The organism is Flavobacterium sp. 21.1, from assembly GCF_057801535.1.
This window is the reverse complement of the sequence record NZ_JBYNXA010000002.1, coordinates 257,723-281,805: the sequence shown is the minus strand read 5'-3', so window position 1 is coordinate 281,805 and position 24,083 is coordinate 257,723. Positions and strand designations below refer to the sequence as shown.

Here is a 24,083-nt window from a genome sequence, read left to right as displayed (position 1 = left end):
AAGTGTTACTAACAACTAAAAAACAGAACATTATGAGTAAAAAAATCTTCTCTTTCCTATTCTTTTTGTCGATTGCTGCGGTGAATGCCCAGGATAAAAAAGATACTGTTAAAGATCAAATCGTGGAAGCATCCTGCGGTCAATGCCAATTCGGGATGAAAGCGGATGGCTGTGATCTGGCCGTCCGCATTGACGGAAAATCGTATTTTGTGGACGGAACCTCATTAGATGAGCATGGAGATGCACATGCTAAGGACGGCTTCTGTAATGCTGTGAGAAAAGCAAAAGTTTCTGGTGAAATTACTGAAAACCGTTTCAAAGCAACTTCGTTCGTCTTACTAGAAGAAAAAAGAGCAGGTACTAAATAATTCTTACATTTTAGCCTCTAAAAAGCAACCAAAAAAAAGACGTTTTATTTCACTAAAAATGAAAAAAACGTCTTTTTTTCATTTTTAGCTTACTACATTTCCTATTAAATACTCTTTTTTTTATTCAAAAAAACCATCAAAATCTAACTGTGTTTTTTTAGAAAAAAGCAAGAAAACATAAAAAAATCACATTATTTTTCAAAAACAACCCTTTAAAAAACTTTTTTTTGAAAATAATTCAAAAGTCAAAAAAAATACAGTAGTCAAATATTTACAAAATTTATAAAAAATACACTTTAACGTTTTTTTCACTCTAAATAACGATTTTAAGTTCGCTTAACCGTAATCCGTAAGTATTTTTACAAAAAATTATGAGCACTAAATTCTCGTGATTTTAAAATAAAAATACAATGAAGAAAAAATTACTACTTTTTTATTTTACAGTACTTTTCAGTCTGACTGTAATTGCCCAAAAAACCTATAACGGACCTGCTTCAGGAAACTGGGAAACAGCTGCCAATTGGTCTCCGTCCGGAGTTCCTGCAATTACTGATGATGTGATCATTCCTTCAGGAAGAACTGTAAGCATTAATGTTGATGCATTTGCTAAAAGCGTAAGTGTATCAGGTACTCTTGCCTTAATGGACGGTATTAAATTAACCGTTGGCACCAGTACAGCAGCAGGAACCTTTACCGTGAACTCGGGTGGAAATTTCAACATTTTAGATGAAAATGGAAGTGGAACTATTGCAACTTTAATTGTATATGGAAATTATATCAACAACGGTGTCACTGATTTTTGGAAAGGAACTGTTATTATTACCGGTGACTTATCAAGCCCTTCTTCATCCGAATTACAAAACAACGGGAATGTTATCGTAGGCGGAAACATTATTGGATCTTTTGACCTTACAGGAGGGACTGGTACGAATCAGATTTACGCCTTGAACCCAAATGCCACTGTCAACATTACCCCAAACACAATTGTTCCGGGCAATAATGTATCAGGTGAGAGCACTGCTATCCAGGATATCGTAAACACAGTGATTTTCGGAGGTGCATGTCCTTTTACCACAAATGACCCCTCAAGTAAAACGGTATGCGAAGGATCTTCTGTAATTTTCTCAGTTTCAACTTCGCACAGCACTCCAAACTTCCAGTGGCAGATCAATACCGGCACAGGTTGGAACGACTTGACAAATGGTGGGATCTATTCGGGAGTAACTTCTGCCGATCTTACTATTACTTCTGTTACGACCGCAATGAGCGGCTACGAATACAGAGCTAAAATTACCGGAGGAGGATGTACTAAAAATGGAAATTACGCAGTATTAACTGTGAATGCTTCTACAGCACAGCCTACTGTAGGATCAGCTGTACAACCTACTTGTTCAGTAGCGAACGGAAGCTTTTCAATCACGAATTATAACGCATCCTACTCCTACACCGTTTCTCCATCAACAGGAGTGACCATTTCAGGATCTACTGTTACTGCTCCGGCAGGTACGTATACTGTTACTGCTACTTCAGGTACTTGCCCTTCAATTGCTTCCGCTAGTATAATTCTTAACCCGATTACAACCAACACCTGGAATGGTACGACATGGTCAACAGGATCAGCTCCAACAAGTTCCCAAAGAATTGTTTTCGCAGGAAATTACTCTTCTTCAACGGATATTACAGGATGTTCTTGCCAGATTAATTCAGGCAACATTATTATCAATTCGGGCAACACTTTATCAGTCACAGATGCTGTTACTGTATCAGGCGGGTCTTTGACGTTCGAAAACAACAGTAGCTTACTGCAAACTAACGCATCAGCAGTAAACTCCGGAAATATCATTTACAAAAGAAAAACCACGCCGTTAAAACAATATGATTATACGTATTGGGCATCACCCGTGGCAAACGCTACCCTTAGCCAACTTGCTACCAACTCATTATTCTATGAGTTTAGCCCAAGTATCAACAACTGGGTTAACCAAGGCGGCAGCACTACGATGATTCTTGGTAAAGGGTATATCGGACGAGCACCAAGCAATCTTAACTACGCTACAGCGCAAACTGTAGAGACTAGTTTCACAGGTACGCCTAACAACGGTACTATAACGACACCTATAGTAAAAGGAGCAGGAATTGCCAACTTAATTGGTAACCCATATCCTTCAGCAATTGACATCGATCTGTTTTTAACTGATGCTGCTAATTCAGGCATTGTAAGTGGGACAATCTACCTTTGGACACACAATACAGCTATCAGCAGCAGTATACCTGGAGGTTATACATACAACTACACAGTTGACGATTATGCAAAATACAACCTTACCGGAGGACTAAGAACAGCTTCCGCGGCAATAACCGGAGGTGCTGCACCGACAGGAAAAATTGCTGCAGGCCAGTCATTCTTAATCGAAGCAAATACAGCTTTGGCTAACGGAAGTTATACAGCTACTTTCAGAAACTCAATGCGTGTATCCGGAAACAATAATCAGTTTTTCCGAAATTCATCAAACGAAAACAATACAACTCCTGCAACAGGACTTGAAAAACACCGCGTTTGGCTTTCTTTAAGCAATACAGAAGGCGCTTATAACGAAGCATTGGTTGGATATATTCAGAACGCCACAAACGAAGTAGACCGATTATTTGATGCAAAGAATGTACCTTCCGGAAACACTGTTGCAATCTACTCCATGTTGGCAAACGAAAAGTTGTCTATTCAAGGTCGCGCGCTTCCTTTTGCCGATACGGAAATCATTCCAATTGGATACACAACAACAATTGACGGACAATTCAGTATCAGTTTAGAAAATTTTGATGGTCAATTTGACAACCAGAATGTTTACTTATTCGACAGCAATACCGGAATTTACCACGATTTGAAAGCCGCAGCATTTACCTTTACAACTGTAAGCGGAGAATTCAACAATCGTTTCGAATTGCGCTTTACCAATCCAACATTAAGTATAGATCCGCAAATCAACACTGCCGAATCGTTGATCATCCTAACGAAGGACAAAGAAATCACGGTAAAATCGTCCGGTTCAAACATTGCAAGTGTACAAGTACGTGATCTTTTAGGGAAATTGGTATACAGTCAGAACAACATTCTTTCAAAAGAATTCCGTACCAACGGCGTTCATGCATCTTCACAAATGCTTATTGTAAAAGTGACTTTTGACAATAAACAAACCATTGTGAAAAAAGCTTTAATGCCATAAGATAATAGCATCAACGGCCGATAAAAGTCTGCTTAAAATAGTAAACCGCCCCTTTTCGTATGAAATCAATTCGTACAAAAGGGGCTTTTTTATTGAAGCTGTTTACCGCAGTAAAAATATATCCGATTGCAAGTAATTCACACATAAATATAATTACCTTTGAGTAATGCTTATTACAGAAAATATCGCCAAACACGTCTCCCTTACTTCGGAAGAGCAGCAACTTGTTTTGGCTTTACTTGAGACCGAACGGTACAAAGCAAAAACCATCCTGTTGAAGGAGGGAGAAATCTGCAAATATTCCTTTTTTGTTGTTAAAGGCATTCTGCGAAGCTATACCTTTGATGAAAATGGCGTGGAACATGTGATGAGTTTCGCCTGCCCAGGCTGGTGGATTGCCGATATGTACAGTTTTCTTTCACAACGACCGGGCCAATTGTACATCGAAACCAATGAGGAGGCCGAAGTACTTCTGCTTTCCAAAGAAAATCAGGAAAAACTATACCTTCAGGTTCCGAAACTGGAACGTTATTTCCGTATTCTTATCGAAAATTCACTGGTAGCCAATCAACAGCGGTTGATCGATAACATGAGTTTTACTGCCGAAGCCCGTTATGACAAGTTCAGTAAAAAATACCCTGATTTGATCCATTGTCTACCTCAAAAGCAAATCGCATCTTATATAGGCGTCACTCCGGAGTTTTTCAGTAAAATGAAAGCCAGACTTCTTAAAAAGTAAGAACCTTAACATCTTAGCAATTTAGCATCTTAAAACTTTAAAAGATTTTCTTAATCTAGGTTAAGCACTTCCGGCCTAAACCCGGCGTAACTTTGTAACATCAAAACAATAGTTATGAACCGAAAAGATTTTATCCGAAAAACAATCCTAGGCAGCGGTGCTATTATCACCGGAACTGCATTGGCAAATAATGCCTCTGAGAAAACCGAAGAAACACTTGGATTCAATCACATTCAAAACACCAATTCTAAGATTATGGACCATACGATTTTACACAAAGCCAACACACGAGGAAATGCAAATCACGGCTGGCTGCAGAGTTTTCACACTTTCAGCTTTGCCAACTATCATAACCCTGAGCGTATGAATTTTGGTGTTCTGCGCGTTCTGAACGACGACACCGTAGCGGCAGGCATGGGCTTCGGAACACATCCGCACGATAATATGGAAATTATCAGTATTCCATTGGAAGGCGATTTGGAACACCAGGACAGCATGGGAAACAAAACCGTGATCAAAAACGGTGATATCCAGGTCATGAGTGCAGGAACCGGAATCCGTCACAGCGAATACAATAAAAATGCCGGTGAACAAGTGAAATTTTTGCAGATTTGGATCTATCCGAACAAACGAAATGTTGCGCCCCGATACGATCAGATCACATTAAATGCTGAAGACCGCCACAATAAACTGCAGCAAATCCTGTCACCGAACCCGGAAGATGCCGGTGTTTGGATCCATCAGGACGCTTGGTTTCATCTTGGAAAATTCGATAAAGATGTTGCAACCGAATACACTATCAAAAAACCAGGAAACGGTTTGTATGTTTTTGTGCTGAGCGGAGACATTACGATTAACGACCAGGAACTGAACACCCGCGATGGTTTCGGAATCTGGGATACTGATAAAGTGACAATTAAAGCAAATTCGGATACAGAATTCCTTTTGATGGAAGTTCCGATGGCGCTGTAAACGAGAATAGAGAAATTTAAACAAACGATCATGGCAACAACAAAATGGGTAATCGATCCGGTACACTCGGACGTCAGCTTTAAAGTAAAGCACATGATGTTTACCAATTTATCGGGAAGATTTACGAGTTATGAAGCAAACATCATCACGGAAGACGATGATTTCACTAAAGCGATCATTGAATTATCCGTTGATTCAAATTCGGTAGACACAAGAAATCCCGACCGTGACAATCATTTGAAAAGCGCTGATTTCTTTAATGCGGAAGGTTATCCGAAAATAACATTCAAAGCCTCTTCCTTCACCAAAGGGGATGGAGGTAATTATGTACTGGCAGGAGATCTTACCATTAGAGGAATGACCAAATTTGTAAAACTGCCGGCAGAATTCAGCGGAATGATGACCGATCCTTGGGGAAACACCAAAGTCGGCATTAATATTTTTGGAGTGCTAAACCGTAAAGACTGGGGTTTAAAATGGAACTCACCTTTGGACAACGGTGGTTTTTTACTCAGTGATGAAGTAAAAATTGACGTTGAAATACAACTGGTTCGAGCATAAAATTTTAAATTAATAAATTTTGATTGATGATAAAAAGCCTGTAGTTCTCTATGAATTGCGGGCTTTTTTCTTTACCGGCATAAAACAGACTTTATCGTTAGAAAAGATGAGAGCGGTCTTCTCTTATGGGATGGCATAGCGGACAACAGGAACGACAAACCAAAAGTGTCCCTATGTTTATGCTTCTAAAAAAAACTGTATTTTTGTACCCGATTGAGCTTTCTTCAATCTTTATATTTTTTCAATCTTTAAATCAAATTTATGAAAGCATACGTTTTCCCGGGTCAGGGTGCGCAATTCACCGGAATGGGTAAAGATTTATATGAAACTTCCCCTTTAGCGAAAGAACTGTTCGAAAAAGCGAACGAAATTTTAGGTTTCCGCATTACCGACATCATGTTTGAAGGTACCGCAGAACAATTAAAAGAAACCAAAGTAACGCAGCCTGCCGTATTCTTGCACTCGGTTATTTTAGCGAAAACTTTAGAAGATTTTAAACCGGAAATGGTTGCCGGTCACTCTTTAGGAGAATTTTCAGCTTTGGTGGCTAATGGGACTTTATCATTTGAAGACGGTTTGAAATTAGTTTCACAACGTGCTTTAGCAATGCAGAAAGCCTGCGAAATTACACCTTCCACCATGGCCGCAGTACTAAACTTGGATGACAAAATCGTAGAAGACATTTGTGCGTCTATTGATGGTGTTGTAGTCGCAGCGAATTACAATTGTCCTGGACAGTTAGTAATTTCAGGCGAATTGAAAGCCGTGGAAGAAGCTTGTGAAAAAATGAAAGAAGCCGGAGCAAAACGCGCTTTGATACTTCCGGTTGGTGGCGCTTTCCACTCACCGATGATGGAACCGGCTCGTGAAGAATTGGCTGCCGCAATTGAAGCTACAACTTTCAACACTCCGATCTGTCCTGTATATCAAAACGTAACTGCCAGTGCCGTTTCGGATCCAACCGAAATCAAAAAGAACCTTATCATCCAATTGACCGCTCCCGTAAAATGGACTCAGTCAGTACAACAGATGATTGCTGATGGAGCTACTTCGTTTACAGAAGTCGGACCAGGAAAAGTATTAGTTGGATTGGTAAACAAAATCAATAAGGAAGTAGAAACGATTTCTGCATAACTCTTAAAAATTGACATTTGAAACTCCGATGGTTGTCCGTCGGAGTTTTTTATTTTAATGATATCTTTGTTATACAAGAATTATACACTATGAATCCTGAAAATTTACGAACCGTAAATGTAATCCGGTATATAACTCCATTGCGCGAAGGAGGTTCATTGCCCGCACTGGCCGAAGCCGATGACGATTTTAAATACGTTTTGAAATTTCGCGGTGCCGGTCATGGCGTAAAAGCACTGATTGCCGAACTACTGGGTGGAGAAATTGCCCGTTTCTTAGGCTTGCCCGTCCCGGAATTGGTTTTTGCCACACTAGATGAAGGGTTTGGAAGAACGGAAGGTGACGAGGAAATTCAGGATTTATTGCAATTCAGTCAGGGATTGAATTTAGGATTGCACTATCTGTCCGGAGCAATAACCTATGACGCTGCCGTAAATAATTGTGATGCGCTATTGGCTTCAAAAATAGTTTGGCTGGATGCTTTTATCACTAACGTGGACCGAACGTTTCGCAACACCAATCTACTCATTTGGCACAAAGAACTTTGGTTGATTGACCACGGTGCCTCTTTTTACTTTCACCATTCCTGGGAGAATTGGAAAGCAAATGCTATGAGTCCTTTTCCTCTGATAAAAGATCATGTTTTGTTACCAAAAGCAACAAAAATAGAAGAAGTTCATAAAGAATTTACCGAGAAATTGAACGAAACGGTCCTGAAAGAACTCGTAAATTTAATTCCAACAGATTGGTTACAATGGGAAAACGGAGCAATTTCTCCTGAGAAAATCAAAGAAGTTTATTTTCAGTTTTTATCCATTCGATTAGCAAACGCGAACCTATTTTTAAAACAAATACAAGATGCACGAAAAACACTTATATGAATATGCCGTAATTCGTGTCGTACCAAAAGTTGAACGCGAAGAATTCATCAACATCGGATTGATACTTTTTTCAAAACGGGAAAAATATTTACGAATAGAACATAAAATCCCGGCAGAAAAAATAAAGTCGTTCTGCCCGGATTTTGATCTGGAACAATTGGAAGAAAACCTCACATCATTCACTAAAATCTGTTCAGGAAAAAGCGAAGGGGGTCCTATTGCCGCTTTTGAAATCGCAGAACGTTTCCGTTGGCTTACTGCTGTCAGGAGTTCAAGCATACAAACTTCAAGACCACATCCCGGATTTAGTATGGATTTGGATAAGACTTTTGAAAATTTATTTAAGGAATTGGTTTTATAGCGTTGTTAAAGCAAAGATCACACTTCCGATACTAATTATTACTGATAGTATCAAAATCCTAAAATCAATTGGAGATTCAGGAAAAGTAGTAGTCGGATCGGTAAACAAAATCAATAAAGAGGCACTGACACTGTCCGCATAATTCAAAAAAAACGAGGCGGGATTAATTTTTTTTACCTTAAATGTTTTTAATTAAAAAAAAATTTTAACTTTATCGCTAGTATAAATAATTATTAATTCTTAAAAATTAAAAAATGAAAAAAACACTTTTAGCTTTAGCTTTCGTTGGAGCATTAATGGTTTCTTGTAAAGAAAAAACTGAAGAGAAAATGGAAGAAGCAACAGATGCTGCTGCAACTGAAATGACTCAAGCTGCTGATACTGCTGCTGCTGCAATGGAAACTGCTGCAGATACTGCTACTGCAAAAGTAGAAGAAGCTGCTAAAGAAGTTAAAGAAGCTGGTAAAGAAGCTGCAAAAGAAGTTAAAGAAGAGGTTAAAAAGTAATTTTTAAAGGTCGGGAAACCGGCCTTTTTTTATTTATACCCAAATCTTTAAAAAAAAATCCCAAATCAATAATTTGGGATTTTTTTTATTTAACTACTACTTTTCGGATCTTCTGTTCCCATTTCCAGGCGCTGTTCAACGCCTCCTCTAATGTAGATTGGGCTTTCCATCCCAAAACAGTATTGGCTTTATCTGTATTTGCATACGCTACGGTAATATCTCCACTTCTTCGGCCTACAATTTTGTATGGTAATTTCTGTCCGCTCACTTTTTCAAAAGCTGTGATAACCTCCAACACCGAGCTTCCTTTACCGGTGCCTACATTGTAGAGTTCGGCCTTTTCGGTGTTTTTTTTCTGCAGTAAACGCTGTAATGCTACCACATGCGCTTTTGCCAAATCAACCACATGGATATAATCCCGGATGCAGGTTCCGTCCGGTGTCGGATAATCATCTCCGAAAACTGATAATTCCGCGCGCAGCCCTATTCCTGTTTGGGTAATAAACGGCACTAAATTCTGTGGTACACCGATTGGCAACTCACCTATTTCAGCACTTGGATGGGCACCGATCGGATTGAAATAGCGCAGTAAAACAGCATTTATGTTGGACACCCTAACGACGTCTTTAATTATTTCCTCTCCGATTTGTTTTGTATTTCCATAAGGAGACATAGCCTCCTGAACGGGAGCATCTTCTGTGATCGGCATTTTTTCGGCCTGACCGTAAACCGTACAGGAAGAGCTGAAAATAAAATTAGCTTCACTTAATTTCTCCAATTCCTTAAGAAGATACACCAACGAATTGATATTATTTTCATAATAAAGGAGTGGATTTTCAACACTTTCACCTACAGCTTTTGACGCGGCAAAATGAATTACACCCGAAATATTGTTATGCCGTCTGAAAAAATCCTCAACAGCTTTTTTTTCGCGTAGATCTAACTTCTCAAATTCAGGTTTTTTTCCGGTAATCCTTGTGATCCCATCCAATACCTCCGGGGAAGAATTAGATAAATCATCGACAATCACAACATCAAAACCCTGATTTTGCAATTCCACCGCTGTATGCGATCCGATAAAACCCAATCCACCTGTAACAAGTATTTTCATTTCCTTTTACCTTGAATTTATTAATAATTGTGTTCTATAAAAGTAAGCCTTATAACAGACTATTTAAAAAATTCAAGAACAGAATCGACGATAAAACCGATTTGTTCGTCGTCTAACTCGGTATGCATCGGCAATGAAATTACTTCTTTCACCAATTGATTCGTTACCGGGAAATCCTCCTCCTTGTATCTCGGATCCAAATACGCTTTCTGACTATGCAATGGAATCGGATAATAAATAGCACACGGAATTCCTTTCGCCTGAAGATGATCCATCAACCCATCACGGTTCGCATCAATAATGCGCAAGGTGTATTGGTGGAAAACATGCCAGTCGCATTCATCTGGAATTACCGGAGCTATGATATTTTTATGTCCCTCAAATCCTTTTGAATATTTTCGGGCAGCATTTTGTCTTGCTTCGTTGTACAAATCCAAAAACGGTAGTTTTGCGTTTAAAACCGCCGCCTGAACACTGTCCAGACGCGAGTTCACTCCCACCACATCATGATGATAACGAACATACATTCCGTGATTTACGATTCCGCGAAGTGTGTGAGCCAAATCATCATCATTAGTAAAGATTGCACCTCCATCCCCGTAACAACCTAAGTTTTTAGAAGGGAAGAATGAAGTTGCTCCCACATGACCGATAGTCCCGACTTTTTTCTTAACACCGTCTCTATCAGTAAAATCAGCACCAATCGCCTGAGCATTATCCTCGATCACATACAAATTGTGTTCTTTAGCAATGTCCATGATAGCATCCATATTGGCCGCACGACCGAACAAGTGCACCGGAACGATTGCTTTTGTTTTAGGAGTAATCGCTTTTTTAATCGCTTCCAATGAAATGTTCATATTATCCACTTCCACATCCACTAAAACAGGAGTAAGTTTCAGTAAAGCAATAACTTCAACAGTCGCCGCAAAAGTAAAATCAGCAGTGATTACTTCATCACCCGGCTGTAAACCCAATCCCATCATGGCAATCTGTAAGGCATCAGTACCATTAGCGCAAGGAATCACGTGCTTAACACCCAAATAATCTTCGAGACTTTTTTGGAATTGCTGCACCTGCGGTCCGTTAATATAAGTATTGGTGTCTAAAACCTCCTGAATAGAAGCGTTTACGGTATCTTTTATTTTTTCGTATTGACTTTTAAGGTCAACCATTTGTAATTTTCTCATTTGAAAAGTCGATTTAAAAACACGCAAAAATACGAATTAAAGTAGAATGATTTAAGGATAATAAAAAGAAACCGTATTTTAGCGCGACAAAAGAAAAGTTATGTTTTTCCTCTACAATATTGTGGTTCGAATAGCCGGTTTTTTACTTAAGATTGTGGCCTTATTCAGCCCGAAAATCAAATTATTTGTGGATGGACGGAAGTCGGTTTTCAGCACACTTTCATCCAAAATTTCCTCCTCCGACAAAACCATTTGGTTCCATGCCGCTTCACTTGGCGAGTACGAACAGGGACTTCCGGTAATGGAAGAAATCAGAAAAGAATTCCCGGAGCATAAAATTGTGGTGACTTTCTTTTCTCCTTCCGGTTATGAAGTGCGCAAAAACAATACGGTTGCCGATGCAACAGTTTACCTTCCCCTGGATACTAAAAAAAATGCAGAAACCTTTTTGCAGTTAGTTCGTCCGGAGATAGCGTTCTTCATCAAATATGAATTCTGGCCCAATTACCTGAATGAACTCAAAAAACAGAACATCAAAACCTATTTGATTTCAGGAATTTTCAGGGAAAAGCAGAGTTTCTTTAAATGGTATGGCGGTTTTTACAGAAATGCATTAAAAAACATCGATTATTTTTTTGTTCAGAACGAGAGCTCAAAAAAACTGCTTCAAAGTATCGGTTTTCACAATGCAAAAGTATCGGGCGACACTCGTTTTGATCGCGTGGTCTCCATTTTGGACCGTGATAATTCTTTGGATTTTATTGCTGATTTCAAAGGAGAGGCGACTACGGTTGTCATCGGAAGTTCATGGCCTAAAGACGAATCATTACTAACGAATTACATCAATCAATCTGATCCCGATGTGAAGTTCATCATCGCACCCCACAACATCAAACCGGATCAGATTCAGCAATTAAGAAACGCTATCGCTAAAAAAACGGTTTTATTTTCGGAAAAAGAAAATCAAAATCTTCCTGATTCACAGGTTTTCATCATTGACACGATTGGTATTCTGACCAAAATATACAGCTACGCCGATATTGCTTATGTAGGTGGTGGATTCGGAAATCCGGGCGTTCACAATATTCTGGAACCGGCAACTTTTGGGATTCCGGTGGTAATCGGCCCGAATTATTCTCATTTTGCAGAAGCGACGGCCTTGGTCAATATTGAAGGTTGTATCTCTATTTCCAATCAGAACGAATTAAATCAGGCATTTGATCTACTGACTCAGAACGAAGACGAGCGCTATGAAAAAGGACACATCTGCAGCACTTTTGTTCAGATGAATAAAGGAGCGACGAATACGATCATTAATCATATCAAAACAAATTATAAATCATAAATCAGGCTACTGAAATTCAAAAATTGTAAATTGCACACTCTTAAATTCACACTATGAAATTTCTAAAACTACTTGTTATTTTATTCGTTCTTCCGATATATGGCCAACAAGGCGGTATGTGGGTTCCTTCTTTACTGAAAGGGATGAACGAAACCGAAATGAAAAATATGGGAATGAAAATCAGTACCGATGCTATTTATTCGGTGAACCATTCCAGTTTAAAAGATGCGGTTCCTCAATTTAACGGAGGGTGTACCGCCGAGGTAATTTCTCCGAAAGGACTGATCCTTACCAACCACCACTGTGGTTTCAACAACATCCAGGACCATTCTTCCGTAGAACACGACTACTTAACCGACGGTTTTTGGGCTTATAAAATGGAAGATGAATTACCTAACAAAGATGCATTCGTAACCTTCATCGTAAAAATTGAAGACGTTACCAATAAGGTTATGGAAGGTGTTGTTAATCTTCCGACGGAAGCAGAAAAACAAAAGAAAATCCAGGAAAACATCGCGATGCTGAACAAAACCCTTCCCAAAGAATCATGGCAGGAAAACAGCATCCGTACTTTTTATGACGGAAACCAGTACCTTTTATTTATAACGGAAACCTTCAAGGACGTTCGTTTGGTGGGAGCACCGCCTTCATCGATCGGAAAATTCGGTTCGGATACAGACAACTGGGTTTGGCCGCGTCATACCGGTGATTTCTCTTTGTTCCGAATTTATGCGGGAAAAGACAACCGTCCGGCGGAATACTCTAAAGACAATGTACCGTATGTACCGAAACATTATTTCCCTGTTTCTACTCAGGGTGTGAAAGAAAACGATTTCACTATGGTAATGGGTTACCCGGGAAGAACTCAGGAATACTTACCATCTTATGCTGTGGAGCAAATCGTAAATTCGTTAAATCCCGCAAAAATTGAAATCCGTGACCGTGCCTTAAAAACACAGGATGGTTTTATGAGAAAAGACAACGCCATCAAAATTCAGTACGCCGCTAAATATGCACAGGTGGCTAATTACTGGAAAAAATGGATCGGCGAATCAAAAGGACTGAAAAAAGTCAATGCCGTTGCTATCAAACAACAATTTGAAAAAGACTTTACATCGAAAGTTGTCAAAGCCGGAAAACAGGCTGAATACGGTACTATTTTACCTGATTTCAAAACAACATACGATGCTATCGCTCCTTATGCTTTAGCCAGAGATTACTTTTCGGAAGTTGTTTTAAGAAATACGGAAATCTTAAGCTTCGGTTATCGTTTATACCAACTGGAACAAGTGTACAACACCAAAGGAGAACAGGCTTTCAACGACAGAAAAGCCAACCTGATCGCAGGATTTGAACCTTTATACAAAGATTTCAATGCTAATGTAGACGAAAAAGTTTTTGAGCAGCTGATTGATCTTTATGCTAAAAAATCACCGCAACAGTTTTTACCGGAAAGCATTAAAAACATCAATGCAGAATCGGCAGCCAAATCTATTTTCGCTAATTCGAAATTAACTTCTTATAACGGATTAAAAGGACTAATGGACGGTGATGCAAAATCCGTGATCTCAAAAATAAATCAGGACCCGGCATACATGTTAGTAAAAACGATCGCTGATGCTTACAATAAAAATGTAGCACCTAAATACGACGAATTAAACCTGAAGAATATTGCATTGCAGCGTACTTACATGAAAGCGATACTGGAATTGAGTCCGAAATCAGCGCGTATTTTCCCTGACGCCAACAGCACACTTCGCGTTACCTATGGAAAAGTAAAGGGCTACGAACCAAGTGATGCTGTGAGCTATGAGCCGATGACTTATTTAGACGGAGTGATGGAAAAATACATTCCCGGCGATTATGAATTCAATGTTCCTCAAAAGCTGATTGATTTATACAATGCCAAAGATTATGGCCCGTATGCAGACAAAAACGGTAAAATGCCTGTAGCCTTCATTGCAACCAATCATACAACCGGCGGTAATTCCGGAAGCCCGGCACTGGATGCAAACGGAAACCTTATCGGACTGAATTTTGACCGTGTTTGGGAAGGAACAATGAGCGACATTCAATACGATCCTTCGATATGTAGGAATATTATGGTCGATATGCGTTATGTTTTGTTCGTAATTGATAAATATGCCGGAGCAAAAAATCTGATTCAGGAGATGAAATTGGTTACACCGGCAAAAACCAAGAAAAAATAGCACCAAACTGTAAATCAAATACATACCATATAACAAAGAAAAATTTAACTTACAAATTCAATTTGATAAAAATGGCATGAAATTTGTTTTTACAGCAGTGGGATTCAAGGGAATATTTTTTTTAAAAAATGAAAAAAAATTATTTCATCGTATAAAAAAATTTATATCTTTGCCCCGAATTAATAATTAACCTTTATAATTTAGTAAGATGAAAAAAGTTGTTTTAAGCTTAGCTTTAGTAGCTATGATGAGTGTTTCTTTCGTATCATGTAAAGAAACTGCAAAAGAAGAAACTGTAACTGAAGAAGTTGCTCCAGCTGCTGAAGAGGCTGTTGAGGCTACTGCTACTGAAACTGATTCTGCTGCAACTCCTGCTGCTGAAACTGCTGCTCCTGCTACTGAGACTGCTGCTCCTGCTGCTGCTCCAGCTGCTGAAGCTCCAGCTGCTCACTAGTATTTTAAATACAGTAAGAAAAAAAATAGTCCCGCATAGCGGGACTTTTTTTTAGGCTTTAGCTAAAACTTCAACAAGGTTTTGAAATCTTTTTTTGTGCTTTTACCACTTCACATCTTCCCGGCCCACAGCCCAATCTTTTGGGACCGCATGAAACAGCCAGCCCGGCAAAGACCATCAATAACAATACTTTCTTCATAATTTAAACTATTTCAGATAACTGCAACGTCTTTAATTGTTCCAGATAATCTCTTTGATTAGACAATCTCGGAATTTTATGCTGTCCGCCTAACTTATCCTGCTCTTTCAGCCAATCATAAAACAAATTGGTCCGCGCCACATTTAAAACCAGCGGATTTAACGTCATATTATTATAACGTTTCGCCTCATAATCCGAATTTACTTCCTGCAGGCACAAATCCAACAATTTACTGAATTCATCAATGTTTTCAGGCATCTTTCTAAATTCCAACATCCATTCATGCGCTCCTTTTTCTTTTCCTTCCATAAAAATCGGAGCCACGGTATAATCAATCACCTCACAATTTAACTGTTGACAAGCTTTTGCCAATGCCATATCCGTATTTTCAACCATCAGTTCTTCGCCGAACACATTAATATGGTGTTTTGTCCTTCCGGTGACACGAATGCGATACGGACTTAACGACGTAAAACGAATCGTATCTCCAATCAGATAGCGCCACAAACCGGAATTGGTAGTAATTACCACAGCATAATTTTTATTCATTTGTACTTCTGCCAGAGGAATTACGCGCTGGTTAAGCGTCCCAAAAGTATCCATTGGTATGAACTCATAAAAAATGCCGTAATCCAGCATCAATAACAAATCACTTGAGTTGTTCAGATCCTGAATAGCAAAAAAACCTTCGGAGGCATTATAAATCTCGTAATATTTAAAATCAGCTTTCGGCAAAATGTTTCTGTATTGCTCGCGGTACGGTTCAAAACTTACCCCACCGTGAAAATACACTTCGAGATTCGGCCAAATTTCCAGCAAACTCTCTTTTCCGGTAGCCTCCAGCATCTTGTTTAGCAATACCAACATCCACGATGGAACACCGGCAAAACTGGTAACATTTTCATTTTTGGTTTCGTTAATAATGGCCGCTATTTTGGTTTCCCATTCACTCATCAACGACACCTTATTGCTTGGCGTACTACTGAATTCCGCCCAAAAAGGCATATTATCGATCAAAATAGCCGACAAATCCCCAAAAAAGGTATTGTTATCCTCATACAACTGTTTACTTCCTCCCAAACGAAGGCTTTTACCCGTAAACAATTCCGATTCTTCATTGTTATTCAAATAAAGGCACAACAAATCTTTACTGGCCTTATAATGACAATCCTCCAGCGCTTCACTACTCACCGGGATGAATTTACTTTTCGCATTGGTCGTACCACTTGATTTGGCAAACCATTTGATTGGTGTACTCCAAAACACATTCTGCTCGCCTTTACGGGTAAGCTCAATCAGAGGCTCCAGTTCTTCATAGGTCGATACCGGAATTCTTTCCGAAAAGGTCTTGTAACTCTTTATCGTCGAGAATTCATATTTTCTTCCCAATACGGTTCCTTCGGCCGTTCGAAGCAAATTGAAAAGCAATTCTTCCTGAACTTCATTGGGATATTTCAAAAACAATTCCATCTGATGAATTCTCTTTTTCAGTATCCAGGACGCAATTGAATTTATAATGGTTAATGGCATCTTTTCGCAATTAATGAATTATGAATTGTAAAATAGGAATTATAACTTTACAACTTTACCAAATATAACAAATTTTAGCAATAATTTTGCCCCGCAAACCCAATTCCTAAATTTTCAAATCCTTTAAAAAATGACATACGAAGGCGTACTGACGAAAATGCAAACCGAATTCGGAAACCCGATTCAGTATTATCTTGTTTTTGAAAACAGCTATTTGAACATTAACCAGCTGTTGAACAAAGAATTGAAAATTACCTTTATGGGTTATCAGTGTCTGAATTGCGGAAAAAAGAAGAAAATTTTCCGCCAGGGATTCTGTTACGACTGTTTTATGTCAAGTGCTGCCGCAGGTGATTGGATCATGAAACCGGAATTGAGCACTGCCCATTTAGATATTGCTGACCGCGACTTAGAATACGAAAAAAAGGTACAATTACAACCGCACATAGTTTATCTGGCCCTGTCGAGTGAGATAAAAGTGGGTGTTACCCGAAAAACGCAGGTGCCAACACGATGGATCGACCAAGGAGCAATTGAAGCCGTGCCGATCGTCGAAGTTCCCAACCGTTATTTAGCGGGGATTACAGAGGTGGCTTTAAAAAACCATTACGCTGACAAAACTAATTGGCAGAAGATGCTTAAAAACGAAATCCCGAGTGTCGATTTAGTGGCCGAAAGAAACAGCCTGAGCAATCTGATTCCGGAGGAAGTACAGCCTTATTTCCAACCGATACCCGAAAAAAAATACGATCTGGTTTATCCTGTTTTGGAATACCCTAAAAAAGTCAACAGTTTGAACCTGGACAAAACCCAAGAATTTTCCGGAAAATTATCCGGAGTAAAAGGTCAGTACCTCATCTTTGAAGACGGAACGGTTTTCAACGTCCGCACCTTTGAAGGTTATGTGGTTCAAATCGATTTAATATAAAAAAAGCCCCAACTAAGGGGCTTTTTATTTTAAGGTGTTTGTTGTGGTTTTTTCTTCTTACCCCCAAGCAAACCTTTAATAGCATCTTCCGCCGCTGATTTAACATCCGTTTTTGGTTTTGGAGTAGTTGTTTTAGCAGTATCCTTCGGTGTAGTCGTATTCCCTTTGGTTCCGCCTAAAATATTTCCTAAAGCAGAAGCTCCCTGATTCAGCAATTTATTTTTCTGATAGTTAATCAACTGCGTGGTCACATTAGTCATTGCCTGCTTCATGTCGGTAGTGATCTTTGGGTTTTTGAAATTTCCGGTCATCGTGGCATTTACCGGAACATTTTCAATTTTCCCTTGCTCTGCCGGTGTAAGTTTTGCAAGCAATTTATTTACTTCAGGCCCTAAATACTTTGCCGGAACATCAAATTTCAGATTGTAATTCATGGTTTGGTCAAAACCGTGCGATCCGCCAACTGTCACCTTAACATCCTGATATTTCAAATCCATCGGTTTCAGGTTCACTCTTCCGTTAGTAAAAGACAGTGCTGCCTTAACATCATTCAGACTCAACTTATTTACATCAATGAATTTAACGTTAGAAGACAACGAAGACAATACTTGCGAATTTTGGGCATTAACTTTAGCGCCCAGCAATTGCCCTACCAAATCACCCGAAATGGTTTTCAGATCCGGAGTCATTTCAATAGCATCTAAATTTCCGGAAAGATTGATCGTCGAATTCAGTTTTCCGTCCACTACTCCAGCAATAGGCGCGATGGACTTCAACATGTCCAATTGAGTGAATGATTTAGCGATATCCACTTTATTTAAACCTAAATTCATTTTAAACGAAGGCACTTTCCCTTTCGTAGAAACCACACCATCCACTCCGATTGTCCCGTCAAAAATACTGGATTTCAGATTTTGAAGGGTTACGGCCTGATCACGGATGATCATTTTTCCGGATACATCTTTTAACGTCAGATTATCATACACGACCGTATTTGCGTTTGCCGTTGCAGTACAATCTAAAAAGGCCGGGATTTTAACCGCTTCTTTCTTCGCCGTTCCTTCCTTAGCCGGTGCAGATGGCGCCATAAAATCGGAAACCAAGAACTGGTTGGAACTCATATTGAAATTTGCTTTCAGGATCTGATCCTTAAACACGAAGCCGTAGAAATTATCCAGAGTTCCGGTAAGATGGACATCTGATTTTCCGGTTTTTAAATCCAATTGGTTCAAACGGATCTGGTTCGGATTAAATGCCACAACCGCTTGTGAAATCTGAACCGGTTTTGCCATTTCAGGACCCGTATAATTAAATCCGGTAAGCGACAAATTTCCTGAGTTTTGAATATTCTGGTACTGACTGGTTTCAACCGATTTCATATCGAATTTTGTCACCACATCGGCTTTCAGAATTCCGGAAAGCGGTTTATCTAATTTCACCGGATAAGCTTTTGTCACATTGGCCAGATTGATAATTCCTTTCAATTCGGCATTCACCAAGGCATTTTCGGCCACATTTCTGATATTGGCTTTTGCGTTGAAAACATCCTGATCGATACGGAATGATAATCTATCCAAATTCACATAAGTATCGTTCATCAAACCGGTTTCGTTAATAATTTTTGTGTCGATATGAATATCCTGTACCGATTTAGGCAGATCCGGATACTGGAAAGACGCATTGTCGGACGCGATTCCGATATTAAACTTCGGAACAGTCGTATCGGTCAGTTCTCCTTTCACAGTTCCGTTCACTCTAAATTCACCCGTTGTTTTTACCGTATTGATATTGCCTGCATAAGCTGCCGGAATCAATCCCAGGAAGTTTTTGAAATCCGAAGTAGGTGTTTTGAATTTCAGATCATAAACCTGTCCTTTTTCCACCATTTGAATGAATCCGTCAAACTCCAACGGCAATTGATTGATCAAAGCTTTGTTGTTTCGGAACGTATATTTTTGATTCTTCATGTCGATTCCCAAAACGGCATCCAAAGATAACGCTACGTCTTTCATGTAGTTCATCTTATCCATATCCAGCGATAGTTTCGCAGTGGATTTCGTGGTTAAATCCAGTTTATCTGCCGCTAAATCACCAGTTCCTTCATGGTTCAGACTATCGATCACCATTTTAATCTTCGACTTTTCATCGGTATAGCGAAAACGCAGATTTTCAATGGAATATTTCTGAATGCTCATGGCAAATGGCTTGCTTTTTGACTCATCTTCCGGTTTTTGATCCTTTAAAGCAATATCAAAATTACCGACACCATCTTTATTAAAAATGATATTCACCAATCCGTCTTTTGAGGAAAAACCTTCAATATTCATCGCCTCTCCTTCTCCTTTAAACAGTTCTTTAACCGACATTTTCAGATTGACTTCACCGGCATAAAATAACGTATCCCCTTCAAAAGGCGCCTTGTTGATAATACTTAACTTATCAATGGTAACGCTGGCATTGGGGAAATTTTTAAACAAACTCAAGCCCACGTCTTCAAAAGCCACCTTGGCATCCACATTTTCATTTATGGATTTAACCACCAACTCTTTAATTTTGTTCTTAAACAAAAAAGGTGTCGCCGCTAACGCAACAACTATGATCAACAGAGAAATTCCTGTAATCTTTAAAATTTTCTTCACCATGGCTTGAACTATTTATTTCACGAAAGTACTACAAAAATTAAACCAACTTATAAATGAAAACATAAAATAAGTTGGTTTAGTATGAAATGAGATTGGATTTTTTACTGGATGTTCAACTCAAACGGCATTACCGCCTGTGTACCTCTTCGCTGGTTTGCTTTTCGGATGCGCTCTAAAACCTGATAGTTCTCCGCTCCGATTTCTTCTTTAATCAAAGCTTCTTTTGACTGGAACATTGAGATTCCACCGAAATTTCGAAGCCAGTCTTCAAAGGTCTTTTCATATTCCGGATAGTCTTCTGTTCTGTATTCCTTGATCTTTGCCAACGATGCCGCATGCTTAATAGCCGCATCCATTCCTCCGATCTTATCCACTAATCCAAGCCTTAAAGCATCGGCACCGGTCCAAACACGACCTTGGGCAATAGCATCAACCTGCTCGGTCGTCATTTTTCTTCCCGCCGATACGCGTTTTAAAAATGTAGTGTAAATCGTTTCAATACTTTCGGTCGTTACTTCCTTAAATTTTTCGTTAATTGGTTCAAAAACACTGTAACCGCTTGCGTTCTGATGGGTTTTTACCTGCTCGGCGTTAATCCCCAATTTTGTTGCCAAAGGATGGAAATTCGGCAAAGCCCCGAAAACCCCAATGGAACCGGTAATCGTATTTGGCTCCGCAAAAATCGTATTGGCATTACAAGAAATATAATAACCTCCCGAAGCGGCTAAATTCCCCATGGACACCACTACCGGTTTTACTTTCTTGGTCAGTTCGATTTCCCTCCAGATCAGTTCGGATGTCAACGCATTTCCTCCCGGAGAATCCACTCTTAAAACTACGGCTTTTACATTCTCGTCGTTACGCGCTTCCTCCAAAGAACGACGCATGGATCCTTCCCCTATATAACTCACATCGCCTTCACCGGATTGAATTTCACCCTGGGCATACACGATGGCAATTTTATCTTTCTTACTATAATCGGTATTGCTTCTGGCTACATTTTCGGCATAATCCAAAATGCTTACTTTATTGTACTCCTCATCCTTGTCCACTTTCAATGCTTTTCGGATACCGTTATGGTATTCATCTTCATATCCTATTTTGTCGATCAGATGTTTTTTCAACGCTAATTCCGGCGTACGTGCTCCCAATGAGTTAGCAATGGCATTCAAGCTGTCTACGGATACATTTCTGCTTTTGGAAATATCAGCCACCACAGAATTCCAGATCGAGTTCAGCAATTCACTCATTTGTTCGCGATTGGCTTCACTCATTTCATTTTCCAGAAACGGCTCTACGGCACTTTTGTATTTTCCGTGACGGATTACCTCCATTTTAATCCCGGATTTATCTTCAAAGTTTTTAAAGAACAATACTTCGGCTGACAATCCCTTAAAATCCATTTCGCCTACCGGATTAAGATAGATTGTATCGGCGATTGAATTAAGGTAATATTCCTTCTGTGAAAATGCATTGGCGTAAGACACTATAAATTTACCTGATTTCCTGAATTCTTCCAGTTTGCGACGAATGGCTTTGCTTTGCGCCAATCCGATTTGTGATTCACTGTTCAGAATTGAAATTCCTTTAATTTTATCATCGGTTTTAGCGGCTTCAATAGCATTTAAAACATCAGCAACACCATCGTGTTTGGTTTCAAAATAATCAAAATCGGTAAACTTGAATTGTCCGCCGTAATCTTGACATACTTCCGTAAGATCCAACTCGATAACCGAATCGTCTTTCACGGCTACATGATCACCGTCACCACCAAAAATGGCACTGATCAATACGATCCCAAAGAAAAAGATCATAAAAAACACAAACAATCCCACGATTGTTGCCAGTACATTTCCTAAAAATTTCATTTCTTTTTGTTTTTATGATAGGTAGTCAAAATGTTAAAATTGTTACACCTGAAGACCAAAATAAGTTTATAAGTATCCTGCTGAAAAATCTTAAATACTGAAATACTTTTAGTTATTTTGCCACATGAACCGTCAGCATCAAGTTGTTTTATCGTTAGGAGGTAATCAGGGGGAACGTTTGGAGAACCTACAAGCCTGCATCTCTTTAATTCACAAAACCATAGGTACCGTTATTCGTGTTTCCAAAATATACGAAACGCCTTCCTGGGGATTTGACAGCGATGCGTTTTATAATTGCGCTGTATTAGTGCATACGTCTTTTTCTGCACAAAAGATCTTAGACAAGATTATGGAAACGGAAAAACAGCTTGGTCGCATAAGAAGTGAGCAACAAGGTTATCAGGCGCGACTTATTGATATCGACATCATTAGTTTTGACGAACTGGTTTTGGAAACCGAAACATTGCACATCCCGCATCCGCAGATGCAAAACCGACTGTTCGTCCTATTACCGATGCAGGATCTAAATTTGGATTGGCTGCATCCGAAAACCAAACAAACAATTTCAGATCTGATAAAAGAAACAGATGATAAAAGCGATTGTAAAGTGGTTGAAAGCCTAAATACACCTTTAGAAAATTTCAAAATCAACCAATTTAAACATATCGCGATTGAAGGCAATATCGGCGTAGGCAAAACGACTTTATCTACTAAAATTTCGGAAGACTTTAACGCGAAGTTAGTGCTGGAGCGGTTTGCCGATAATCCGTTTTTGCCTAAATTCTACGAAGACCAGAATCGCTATGCTTTCCCTTTGGAAATCTCTTTTTTGGCCGACCGTCACCAGCAATTATCAGATGATTTATCCCAGTTCGATCTGTTTAAAGATTTCATAGTTTCCGACTATCACTTTTTCAAGTCTTTGGTTTTTGCGAAAGTCACTTTGGCAGAAGACGAATACCGACTGTACCGAAACCTGTTCGACATTATCTACAAAGAAATGCCCAAACCGGATCTTTTTGTGTATTTATACCAAAATACGGAACGCTTGCTTCAACAGATCAAGTTGCGTGGCCGTTCATACGAACAGGAAATCCCTGCCGAATACCTGGAGAAGATTAACCAGAGTTATTTGGATCACATCCAAACTCAAACCGATTTAAACGTTTTGGTCATTGATGTTTCCGATCTGGACTTTATGGAAAATCAGGAAGATTACTTAAAAATCCTTGAAAAAATAAATTCGAAATAATTTTCAAATTAGCTCATTTTCAAATCCGCTATTTTTTGGTACAGATCCCAAACCACTATTCCGGCGCTAACGGATATGTTTAATGAATGCTTGGTTCCCAACTGCGGAATTTCAATCACTCCATCGCTCAGATGAATGGCTTCCTGCGCTACTCCTTTTACTTCATTTCCGAAAACCAAGGCATATCTTTGTCCTGATTCCACCTGAAAATCATTCAACATAACAGAATTTTCAACCTGTTCGATTGAATAAACGGAAATATTCTCGTCTTTCAACTGCCGTATAACTTCCAGCACGTCTTTAGCATATTCCCAGGTTACCGTTTCCGTGGCACCTAAAGCCGTTTTATGGATTTCTCTATTTGGCGGTGTCGCGGTAATTCCGCACAGGTAGATTTTCTCGATTAAAAAAGCATCGGCAGTTCTAAATACCGAACCGATGTTGTGCAGACTTCGAATATCATCCAATACAATGATAATGGGCGTCTTGTCCGCCTGTTTAAACTCCTCTATATTTTTGCGTTCCAGTTCGCTGTTGGCCAGTTTTCTCATTTTGATGCATTAAAAAAGCCTCCAAAATTAAACATTTTGAAGGCTTCCTATTTTATTTAT

20 protein-coding genes are annotated in these 24,083 nt (G+C 39.2%); 14 read left to right on the top strand and 6 right to left on the bottom strand.

Going from position 1 to position 24,083, the window contains the following annotated elements:
- Positions 1–32 precede the first annotated feature (32 nt).
- The 9 genes from AC3E9U_RS04635 to AC3E9U_RS04595 all read left to right on the top strand — a co-directional run bounded on the left by AC3E9U_RS04635 (position 33) and on the right by AC3E9U_RS04595 (position 8,743).
- The gene (locus AC3E9U_RS04635) at positions 33–368 is read left to right on the top strand and encodes a DUF6370 family protein (protein WP_488745744.1); all 336 of its coding nucleotides are present in this window, start codon (positions 33–35) and stop codon (positions 366–368) included.
- A gap of 410 nt (positions 369–778) precedes the next feature.
- The gene (locus tag AC3E9U_RS04630) at positions 779–3,589 is read left to right on the top strand and encodes a DUF8693 domain-containing protein (RefSeq protein ID WP_488745743.1); all 2,811 of its coding nucleotides are present in this window, start codon (positions 779–781) and stop codon (positions 3,587–3,589) included.
- Positions 3,590–3,755: 166 nt separating this feature from the next.
- Entirely contained in the window at positions 3,756–4,328 is a 573-nt protein-coding gene (locus tag AC3E9U_RS04625) for a Crp/Fnr family transcriptional regulator (RefSeq protein ID WP_488745742.1), read from the top strand.
- Positions 4,329–4,583: 255 nt separating this feature from the next.
- Complete coding sequence (locus AC3E9U_RS04620) at positions 4,584–5,300, top strand: pirin family protein (protein ID WP_488746134.1); 717 nt, start codon at positions 4,584–4,586, stop codon at positions 5,298–5,300.
- A gap of 30 nt (positions 5,301–5,330) precedes the next feature.
- Positions 5,331–5,861 carry a YceI family protein gene (locus AC3E9U_RS04615; protein WP_488745741.1) on the top strand — a complete coding sequence of 177 codons (531 nt, stop codon included), beginning with the start codon at positions 5,331–5,333 and terminating at the stop codon, positions 5,859–5,861.
- A gap of 261 nt (positions 5,862–6,122) precedes the next feature.
- Positions 6,123–6,995 carry an ACP S-malonyltransferase gene (fabD, locus tag AC3E9U_RS04610; protein ID WP_488745740.1) on the top strand — a complete coding sequence of 291 codons (873 nt, stop codon included), beginning with the start codon at positions 6,123–6,125 and terminating at the stop codon, positions 6,993–6,995.
- 89 nt (positions 6,996–7,084) lie between these two features.
- Positions 7,085–7,876, top strand: coding sequence for a HipA family kinase (locus AC3E9U_RS04605; protein WP_488745739.1), 792 nt, complete (start codon positions 7,085–7,087; stop codon positions 7,874–7,876).
- Positions 7,854–8,237 (top strand): DUF3037 domain-containing protein, encoded by a 384-nt coding sequence (locus AC3E9U_RS04600; protein ID WP_488745738.1) that lies wholly within the window; start codon positions 7,854–7,856, stop codon positions 8,235–8,237. The genes AC3E9U_RS04605 and AC3E9U_RS04600 overlap by 23 nt, the downstream gene beginning before the upstream one ends.
- A 254-nt stretch (positions 8,238–8,491) precedes the next feature.
- A complete protein-coding gene (locus AC3E9U_RS04595) occupies positions 8,492–8,743 on the top strand; it encodes a hypothetical protein (protein WP_488745737.1) in 252 nt (83 codons plus the stop codon).
- 85 nt (positions 8,744–8,828) lie between these two features.
- On the opposite strand, the gene galE is transcribed toward AC3E9U_RS04595, so the two are convergent.
- Together galE and AC3E9U_RS04585 are read right to left on the bottom strand one after the other, a co-directional pair.
- Positions 8,829–9,854: a UDP-glucose 4-epimerase GalE gene (gene galE / locus AC3E9U_RS04590; RefSeq protein ID WP_488745736.1), complete on the bottom strand. Its 1,026-nt coding sequence runs from the start codon at positions 9,852–9,854 to the stop codon at positions 8,829–8,831.
- Positions 9,855–9,913: 59 nt separating this feature from the next.
- Positions 9,914–11,044: a DegT/DnrJ/EryC1/StrS family aminotransferase gene (locus tag AC3E9U_RS04585; protein ID WP_488745735.1), complete on the bottom strand. Its 1,131-nt coding sequence runs from the start codon at positions 11,042–11,044 to the stop codon at positions 9,914–9,916.
- Between the two features lie 100 nt (positions 11,045–11,144).
- On the opposite strand from AC3E9U_RS04585, the gene AC3E9U_RS04580 reads away from it, so the two are divergent.
- The 3 genes from AC3E9U_RS04580 to AC3E9U_RS04570 all read left to right on the top strand — a co-directional run bounded on the left by AC3E9U_RS04580 (position 11,145) and on the right by AC3E9U_RS04570 (position 15,053).
- Complete coding sequence (locus AC3E9U_RS04580; protein WP_488745734.1) at positions 11,145–12,389, top strand: 3-deoxy-D-manno-octulosonic acid transferase; 1,245 nt, start codon at positions 11,145–11,147, stop codon at positions 12,387–12,389.
- Positions 12,390–12,442: 53 nt separating this feature from the next.
- Complete coding sequence (locus AC3E9U_RS04575) at positions 12,443–14,599, top strand: S46 family peptidase (protein ID WP_488745733.1); 2,157 nt, start codon at positions 12,443–12,445, stop codon at positions 14,597–14,599.
- Positions 14,600–14,807: 208 nt separating this feature from the next.
- On the top strand, positions 14,808–15,053 hold the full coding sequence (locus AC3E9U_RS04570; protein ID WP_488745732.1) for a hypothetical protein: 246 nt from the start codon (positions 14,808–14,810) through the stop codon (positions 15,051–15,053).
- 202 nt (positions 15,054–15,255) lie between these two features.
- Here the strand turns inward: AC3E9U_RS04570 and AC3E9U_RS04565 are convergent, their stop codons facing one another.
- A complete protein-coding gene (locus AC3E9U_RS04565; RefSeq protein WP_488745731.1) occupies positions 15,256–16,782 on the bottom strand; it encodes a GH3 auxin-responsive promoter family protein in 1,527 nt (508 codons plus the stop codon).
- Positions 16,783–16,912: 130 nt separating this feature from the next.
- Between AC3E9U_RS04565 and AC3E9U_RS04560 the strand changes: the two genes are divergently transcribed.
- Positions 16,913–17,710 (top strand): DUF2797 domain-containing protein, encoded by a 798-nt coding sequence (locus AC3E9U_RS04560; protein WP_488745730.1) that lies wholly within the window; start codon positions 16,913–16,915, stop codon positions 17,708–17,710.
- A gap of 29 nt (positions 17,711–17,739) precedes the next feature.
- Here the strand turns inward: AC3E9U_RS04560 and AC3E9U_RS04555 are convergent, their stop codons facing one another.
- Entirely contained in the window at positions 17,740–20,352 is a 2,613-nt protein-coding gene (locus AC3E9U_RS04555) for an AsmA family protein (protein WP_488745729.1), read from the bottom strand.
- 101 nt (positions 20,353–20,453) lie between these two features.
- Positions 20,454–22,220, bottom strand: a complete 1,767-nt coding sequence (sppA, locus tag AC3E9U_RS04550; RefSeq protein WP_488745728.1) for a signal peptide peptidase SppA — start codon at positions 22,218–22,220, stop codon at positions 20,454–20,456.
- 124 nt (positions 22,221–22,344) lie between these two features.
- Between sppA and folK the strand changes: the two genes are divergently transcribed.
- Positions 22,345–23,472 (top strand): 2-amino-4-hydroxy-6-hydroxymethyldihydropteridine diphosphokinase, encoded by a 1,128-nt coding sequence (folK, locus tag AC3E9U_RS04545; protein WP_488745727.1) that lies wholly within the window; start codon positions 22,345–22,347, stop codon positions 23,470–23,472.
- An 8-nt stretch (positions 23,473–23,480) separates the two neighbouring features.
- Here the strand turns inward: folK and AC3E9U_RS04540 are convergent, their stop codons facing one another.
- The gene (locus AC3E9U_RS04540; RefSeq protein WP_488745726.1) at positions 23,481–24,023 is read right to left on the bottom strand and encodes an RNA methyltransferase; all 543 of its coding nucleotides are present in this window, start codon (positions 24,021–24,023) and stop codon (positions 23,481–23,483) included.
- Positions 24,024–24,083: the final 60 nt, after the last annotated feature.

What these genes read in the sequence shown, in the direction of transcription:
- sppA (WP_488745728.1), bottom strand. Translation starts at nt 22,220, where the DNA reads ATGAAATTTTTAGGAAATGTACTGGCAACAATCGTGGGATTGTTTGTG.
- galE (WP_488745736.1), bottom strand. Translation starts at nt 9,854, where the DNA reads ATGAAAATACTTGTTACAGGTGGATTGGGTTTTATCGGATCGCATACA.
- AC3E9U_RS04560 (WP_488745730.1), top strand. Translation starts at nt 16,913, where the DNA reads ATGACATACGAAGGCGTACTGACGAAAATGCAAACCGAATTCGGAAAC.
- folK (WP_488745727.1), top strand. Translation starts at nt 22,345, where the DNA reads ATGAACCGTCAGCATCAAGTTGTTTTATCGTTAGGAGGTAATCAGGGG.
- AC3E9U_RS04600 (WP_488745738.1), top strand. Translation starts at nt 7,854, where the DNA reads ATGCACGAAAAACACTTATATGAATATGCCGTAATTCGTGTCGTACCA.
- AC3E9U_RS04585 (WP_488745735.1), bottom strand. Translation starts at nt 11,044, where the DNA reads ATGAGAAAATTACAAATGGTTGACCTTAAAAGTCAATACGAAAAAATA.
- AC3E9U_RS04555 (WP_488745729.1), bottom strand. Translation starts at nt 20,352, where the DNA reads ATGGTGAAGAAAATTTTAAAGATTACAGGAATTTCTCTGTTGATCATA.
- AC3E9U_RS04565 (WP_488745731.1), bottom strand. Translation starts at nt 16,782, where the DNA reads ATGCCATTAACCATTATAAATTCAATTGCGTCCTGGATACTGAAAAAG.
- AC3E9U_RS04635 (WP_488745744.1), top strand. Translation starts at nt 33, where the DNA reads ATGAGTAAAAAAATCTTCTCTTTCCTATTCTTTTTGTCGATTGCTGCG.
- AC3E9U_RS04570 (WP_488745732.1), top strand. Translation starts at nt 14,808, where the DNA reads ATGAAAAAAGTTGTTTTAAGCTTAGCTTTAGTAGCTATGATGAGTGTT.
- AC3E9U_RS04580 (WP_488745734.1), top strand. Translation starts at nt 11,145, where the DNA reads ATGTTTTTCCTCTACAATATTGTGGTTCGAATAGCCGGTTTTTTACTT.
- AC3E9U_RS04605 (WP_488745739.1), top strand. Translation starts at nt 7,085, where the DNA reads ATGAATCCTGAAAATTTACGAACCGTAAATGTAATCCGGTATATAACT.
- AC3E9U_RS04595 (WP_488745737.1), top strand. Translation starts at nt 8,492, where the DNA reads ATGAAAAAAACACTTTTAGCTTTAGCTTTCGTTGGAGCATTAATGGTT.
- fabD (WP_488745740.1), top strand. Translation starts at nt 6,123, where the DNA reads ATGAAAGCATACGTTTTCCCGGGTCAGGGTGCGCAATTCACCGGAATG.
- AC3E9U_RS04540 (WP_488745726.1), bottom strand. Translation starts at nt 24,023, where the DNA reads ATGAGAAAACTGGCCAACAGCGAACTGGAACGCAAAAATATAGAGGAG.
- AC3E9U_RS04615 (WP_488745741.1), top strand. Translation starts at nt 5,331, where the DNA reads ATGGCAACAACAAAATGGGTAATCGATCCGGTACACTCGGACGTCAGC.
- AC3E9U_RS04575 (WP_488745733.1), top strand. Translation starts at nt 12,443, where the DNA reads ATGAAATTTCTAAAACTACTTGTTATTTTATTCGTTCTTCCGATATAT.
- AC3E9U_RS04625 (WP_488745742.1), top strand. Translation starts at nt 3,756, where the DNA reads ATGCTTATTACAGAAAATATCGCCAAACACGTCTCCCTTACTTCGGAA.
- AC3E9U_RS04620 (WP_488746134.1), top strand. Translation starts at nt 4,584, where the DNA reads ATGGACCATACGATTTTACACAAAGCCAACACACGAGGAAATGCAAAT.
- AC3E9U_RS04630 (WP_488745743.1), top strand. Translation starts at nt 779, where the DNA reads ATGAAGAAAAAATTACTACTTTTTTATTTTACAGTACTTTTCAGTCTG.